The sequence below is a fragment of the Deltaproteobacteria bacterium genome, assembly GCA_011375175.1.
Classification (GTDB): domain Bacteria; phylum Desulfobacterota; class GWC2-55-46; order GWC2-55-46; family DRME01; genus DRME01.
Genome location: DRME01000108.1, coordinates 1 through 5988 on the forward strand (window position 1 = coordinate 1; position 5988 = coordinate 5988).

Consider the following 5988-nt stretch of genomic DNA (forward strand, 5'->3'; position numbering starts at 1 on the left):
AAGACTTTCAATACGAGGTGGTTTCCCCCTGTTTTGCCAGGCAAAACAGGGGGAAACCACCTCGCGTTAAAAGTTTTTGGAGGGAGTCTGAGGGAACCTTTTTACAAAAAGGTTCCCTCAGTGCAATAAATCGTGGAGACGGTCGAGTGAAGAGCAAGGAGGAATTGAAGGAGGAGCTCGACGCCCTGCTCTCCGAGCGCGGGGCGCTCATGCTGGCCCACAACTACCAGCGCGACGAGATACAGGAGGCGGCGCACGTGACTGGCGACTCGCTGGCCCTTGCGCAGGCGGCGGCCGAGAGCGACGCGCCGGTGATAGTGCTCTGCGGCGTCCACTTCATGGCCGAGAGCGCCGCCATACTCTCGCCGGAGAAGACGGTCATACTGCCGCGCATGGACGCGGGCTGTCCCATGGCCGACATGATAACGGGCGAGGAGCTCGAGCGGGAGAAGCGCAAGCGTACCGGCGCCACGGTAGTGGCCTACGTGAACACGTCGGCCGAGGTCAAGGCCCGAAGCGACATCTGCTGCACGTCGGCCAACGCCGTGCGGGTCGTCGACTCGGTGGAGTCGGAGTCGGTCTACATGGTGCCGGACCGCAACCTGGCCCACTACATCTCGCGCTCGTCGAAGAAGAGGATGGAGTGGTGGAACGGCTTCTGTCCCACCCACGAGCGCCTCAAGGTCGAGCACGTGGCGGCGGCCAGGGAGAAGAACCCCGACGCCCTCTTCGTCTGCCACCCGGAGTGCAACCCGGCCGTGGTGGACATGGCCGACCACGTCTGCTCCACCTCGGGCATGTACCGCTTCTGCAGGGAGTCGAAGGCGCGCAGCTTCATCATCGGCACCGAGATGGGCATACTCTACAGGCTGAGAAAGGAGAACCCCGGAAAGGAGTTCATCCTCCCCTCCGACGTGCTCATCTGCCCCAACATGAAGCTCATAACCCTCGAGGACGTGGTGGAGAGCCTGCGGGAGATGAAAAACGTCGTCACCGTCGAAGAGCGGACGCGGACGAGGGCCATGGCGGCGCTCGAGCGCATGCTGGCCGTGCCGAGGGACTGACCGGGCGCAGAAAGTGAAGAAGGAAGGCGCGAAGGCCCCGGCGCCGCAGGCGCCGGGGCCTTCGCGCCTTCTCCGCTCAGGCGGCCCGCGCCGCCGCGCCCCCGCGGGCGCCGAAGAACTTGACCGCCTCCATCATCACAAGCGGAAGCGACGAGGCGGCGACTATTATGACCCAGTCCGAAACGCTCAGGGGCACGACCTTGAAGACGTCCTCGAGCCACGGCACGTAGACGAGCAGCGCCTGGGTGACCAGTATTACGAGGACCGCCACGTTGAGCACGCCGTTTGTGAAGGGCCCGATGGCGAATATCGACTCGGTCTCGCTGCGGCAGTTGAAGACGTGGAACTTCTGGCAGAAGACGAGTGTCGTGAAGGCCATGGTGCGGGCGTGATCGAGGGGCGAGCCGAACCAGTAGAGGTCGGCGGCGTAGACGGCGAGCGTGCAGGCCGCCATGAAAACGCCCTGGATGAGCATGACCCACATGAGCGAGGCCGTGACGATGCCCTCGTCCTTTCTCCTCGGTCTCCTCTCCATGACGCCCCTGTCCACGGGCTCCATGGCGAGCCCTATGGCCGGGAGCCCGTCGGTGACGAGGTTGGTCCACAGTATCTGCACGGGCAGCAGCGGAAAGGGCATGCCCGTGAGCGAGGCCGCCAGGATGGTCAGTATCTCGCCGATGTTGCAGGAGATGAGGAAGTGGACGACGCGGCGGATGTTGTCGAATATGCCGCGTCCCTCCTCGACGGCCGCCACGATGGAGGCGAAGTTGTCGTCGGTCAGGACCATGTCCGAGGCCTCCTTGGTCACGTCCGTGCCCGTTACGCCCATGGCTATGCCGATGTCGGCCTCCTTTAGCGCCGGCGCGTCGTTGACGCCGTCGCCCGTCATGGCGATGATCTCGCCGCGCTCCTTCCATGCCTTGACGATCTTGAGCTTGTGACCGGGGCTCACGCGGGCGTAGACCTTTATGCGCGCCAGCCGCGAGCCGTACTCCTCGTCGCTCATGGCGTCGAGCTCCGCTCCGGTGACGGCCTCGTCGCCCTCCTCCAGTATGCCGAGCTCCCTGGCCACGGCCATGGCCGTGAGCCTGTTGTCGCCCGTTATCATGATCGGCGTTATGCCGGCGCGGCGCGCCGCCTCGACGGCTTCGTAGACCTCCTTGCGCGGCGGGTCCATCATGCCCGCCAGGCCGAGGAAGACGAGGTCGTCTTCCACTCCCTCGGGGTCGTGGGGGTCGAGGGGTTCGGCCGAGAACCTCACGGCGAGGGCCAGCACCCGGAGGGCGCTCTCGGCGAAGACCTCGTTGGCCCGCAGTATGCCGGCCCTGCGCTCGTCGGTCATGGGGACCGGTCCGTCGGCGGTCATGACCTGTGTGCACAGCGGCACCATCCTCTCGGGCGCGCCCTTCACGTATGCGACGAATCCCTCCCGGCCGCGGTAAACGGCGGTCATCATCTTGCGGTCCGAGTCGAAGGGGATCTCGCCCACCGGGGTGAGGCCCTCGGAGGCGACGGCCCGGTCCACGCCGCCCTTCATGGCCATGCTCGCAAGGGCCCCCTCGGTGGGGTCGCCCACCACGCGCCAGGCCCCGCCCTCGTCGCGGCGCAGCTCCGAGCCGTTGCAGAGTACGGCGGCGCGCAGCGCCTCCCGCAGGACCGGGCACGAGGCCGCGTCGTACTGGCGCGAGTCGGCCACGAAGCGGCCCGTGGGGTCGTAGCCGGCGCCGGTGACGTCGAGCGTTACGCCCGTTGCGAGGTAGAGCTTCTTCACAGTCATCTGGTTCTGCGTGAGCGTGCCCGTCTTGTCGGAGGCTATTATCGACGCAGACCCGAGGGTCTCAACCGACGGCAGCTTCCTTATGAGCGCGTGGCGGCGCACCATGCGCTGCACCCCGAGGGCGAGCACTATGGTGACCACCGCCGGAAGGCCCTCGGGTATGGCGGCCACGGCGAGGCTCACGGCGGTGAGGAACATCTCGAGCACGTCGTCGCCTCTGAGCACGCCGAGCAGGAAGATGACCACGCATATGGCGCCGGCGGCGTAGACGAGGAGCCTTCCGAACTCGGCGAGGCGTCTCTGCAGCGGCGTGGGCTCGCGCTTCACCTCCTCGAGCATGCGGGCCACCTTGCCCATCTCGGTGGCCATGCCCGTGGCCGTCACCACGGCCCGGCCCCTGCCGTAGACCACCGTGGTCCCCAGGTAGGCGCAGCAGGTGCGCTCGGCAAGGGGCCGCTCGCCGTCGAGCGGCGCCGCGTCCTTCTCCACGGCGTGGGACTCGCCGGTGAGCGCCGCCTCCTCGACCCTCAGAAGCTGGGACGACACTATGCGGCAGTCGGCGGGCACGTGGTCGCCGGCGTCAAGGACGACGACGTCGCCGGGGACGAGCTCCTCGGCCGGTATCTCGCGGACCTCGCCGTTGCGCAGCACCTTGGCCGTAGGAGCGGCGAGCTTCTTGAGCGCATCGAGCACCCGCTCGGCCTTCATCTCCTGCGAAAAACCGATGACGGCGTTCATCACCACTATGGCCAGTATGGCGACGGCGTCGACCCACTCGCCGAGGATGCCCGCGATGACGGCCGCGCCGATGAGCACCACTATGATGAACTCCGTGAACTGGGCGGCGAGCTTGGCCAGAGCAGACTCCTTCTTCTGCTCCACTATGGAGTTGGGGCCGTGCCCGGCAAGCCGCGCCGTCGCCTCCTGCGCCGTGAGCCCCCTCTCAAGCGAGGTCCCGAGCTCCTTGACGACATCATCGACCTTCATGCGGTACCATTCCATCGGGGATTCGAACCTCCTTTTCACAGGCGCGCGGGGAACCACAGGGGGGAAGCGCCGGGGCCCCATGCCCCTTCTTCGGAAAACCTCCCCCGGCGCAACAGGTCAAGGCTTCCCGGCCTCTTCCCCCTGCGCGCGGCGACGGGAGAGAAGATAGCACAGAGAAGGCCCTCTTTTCCATGACTTCCTATCGGACGACAGGGGCGCCGGCTTTTTCGATTGACATATCGTCCCGACGGTGGTATATATTAAAATTCCCGCGTTACGGCGGTCCTGCGGGGCTGTAGCTCAGTTGGGAGAGCGCAAGACTGGCAGTCTTGAGGTCAGGGGTTCGATCCCCCTCAGCTCCACCATCGGTCTTCAAGGGGTTGCGCAATGCCGCGCAACCCCTTTCGTATCTCCCCTCTCCCGAGGCCGCTTTCCAAAAGACCCCGCACTTTCGGCGACAACCGCCTCGACCCAAAAAACCGTTTGTGCTCCGCCGCCCCTTGATGTTAGCATAGCGGAGAGGCACCACCGCCGCGCCGGAGCCTCACCGCCTCCAAACGGGGGGAGTGCCGGCCGAGGCCGGCGGACGCTTGCAAGGCGGACGCTTACAAACAGGAGGCGACCTTGACTTTCAATGAGTTCCTGAAGGTGAAAAAAGGGATAGACCCGGCCGAGTTCGAGCTCGACGAGCTCATGGAAAACTACTACGACGAGTACACGGACTTTCTCTCGGCCCTGAAGGACGGCTGCGGACCCGAATAGGCGGGGACCGCGCCGCTCATCCACGGCGGCATACACCTTTCCACGGAGCGGCCCATGTCCACTACCTTGAGCGCAGCCGAAAGGGAGGCGCTGGTGCTCGCCCCCTGGGCCGAAAGGAGCATCGCCTCCCGGGGCAGGCGCCACGACGAGTCAGAGCACCCCTTCCGAAGCGCCTTCCAGCGCGACCGCGACCGCATAATCCACTCAAGCGCCTTCAGACGGCTCGAGTACAAGACCCAGGTCTTCGTCTACCACGAGGGCGACCGCTACAGAACGCGCCTGACCCACACCATGGAGGTGGCCCAGATCGCGCGCACCATAGCCCGCGCCCTGGGACTCAACGAGGACCTCGCCGAAGCCATAGCCCTCGCCCACGACCTCGGCCACCCCCCCTTCGGCCACAAGGGCGAGGAGATACTCAACGAACTCATGGCCGGACACGGCGGCTTCGAACACAACGCCCACAGCCTGCGCATCGTCGAGCACCTCGAAACGCGCTACCCCCGCTTCCGCGGCCTCAACCTCACATGGGAGGTGCGCGAGGGCATAGCAAAACACAAAAGCGAGCACGACAGGCCCGAAACGACCGGCGAGTACGGCGCCGACAACGCATCCCTCGAGGCCCAGATAGTGGACGTGGCCGACGAGATCGCCTACAACAACCACGACATAGACGACGGCCTCTCCTCGGCCATGATAGAGCCCGCCGCCCTCGCCCACATCGAGCTCTGGAGCGCCCACCACGACGAAGTGCGCCGCCTCTACCCCGACGCCCAGCCCCACGTGCTGCGCTGCCAGACCATCGTGCGCATCATAAACGAGCAGGTCACGGACCTGGTCGATACCATAAGGAAGACCATCGAGGCCGAAAAAATAGCCTCGCCCGGCGATATCCGCCGCCGCCCCGCGCCCATCGCCGGCTTCAGCCCGGACATGGAGCGGAAAAACCGCCAGCTCAAGGACTTCCTCATGGAGCGCCTCTACAAACACCACCGCGTCATCCGCATGTCCGACAAGGGCAACCGCATCCTGGAGAGCCTCTTCAATGCCTACGTCCGCGAGCCGCGGCTCCTTCCCCCAGAGTACCTCGGACGCATCGAGGCCGACGGCCGGAAAGAACGTCACATCTGCGACTACATAGCAGGCATGACCGACAAGTTCGCCATCGAGGAATACAAAAAACTCTTCGACCCCGAAGAAAAAGTCTGACTTACTTTCTTTTTTGGAAAAAAAGAAAGTAAGCAAAGAAAAAACAATTACCCTGAGGGAACCTTTTTGTAAAAAGGTTCCCTCAGACTCCCTCCAAAAACTTTTAATGCGAGTTGGTTTCCCCCTGTTTTGCCAAGCAAAACAGGGGGAAACCAACTCGTATTGAAAGTCTTTGAAGGGGGTCTGGGG

At 64.6% G+C, this 5988-nt stretch carries 3 protein-coding genes and 1 tRNA gene; 3 read left to right on the forward strand and 1 reads right to left on the reverse strand.

Going from position 1 to position 5988, the window contains the following annotated elements:
- The first annotated feature begins 146 nt into the window (after positions 1 to 146).
- Positions 147 to 1064: a quinolinate synthase NadA gene (gene nadA / locus ENJ37_08950; protein ID HHL40621.1), complete on the forward strand. Its 918-nt coding sequence runs from the start codon at positions 147 to 149 to the stop codon at positions 1062 to 1064.
- A 76-nt stretch (positions 1065 to 1140) separates the two neighbouring features.
- Here nadA and ENJ37_08955 read toward each other — a convergent pair whose 3' ends face one another.
- Positions 1141 to 3843, reverse strand: a complete 2703-nt coding sequence (locus ENJ37_08955; GenBank protein ID HHL40622.1) for a calcium-translocating P-type ATPase, SERCA-type — start codon at positions 3841 to 3843, stop codon at positions 1141 to 1143.
- Positions 3844 to 4117: 274 nt separating this feature from the next.
- Here ENJ37_08955 and ENJ37_08960 point away from each other — a divergent pair.
- Positions 4118 to 4193: transfer RNA gene (locus ENJ37_08960), tRNA-Ala, on the forward strand.
- A 451-nt stretch (positions 4194 to 4644) separates the two neighbouring features.
- Positions 4645 to 5799, forward strand: coding sequence for a deoxyguanosinetriphosphate triphosphohydrolase (locus tag ENJ37_08965; protein HHL40623.1), 1155 nt, complete (start codon positions 4645 to 4647; stop codon positions 5797 to 5799).
- Positions 5800 to 5988 lie beyond the last annotated feature (189 nt).

Excerpts from the sequence above, each read along its gene's own strand:
- ENJ37_08955 (HHL40622.1), bottom strand. The coding sequence starts at position 3,843 with ATGGAATGGTACCGCATGAAGGTCGATGATGTCGTCAAGGAGCTCGGG.
- ENJ37_08965 (HHL40623.1), top strand. The coding sequence starts at position 4,645 with ATGTCCACTACCTTGAGCGCAGCCGAAAGGGAGGCGCTGGTGCTCGCC.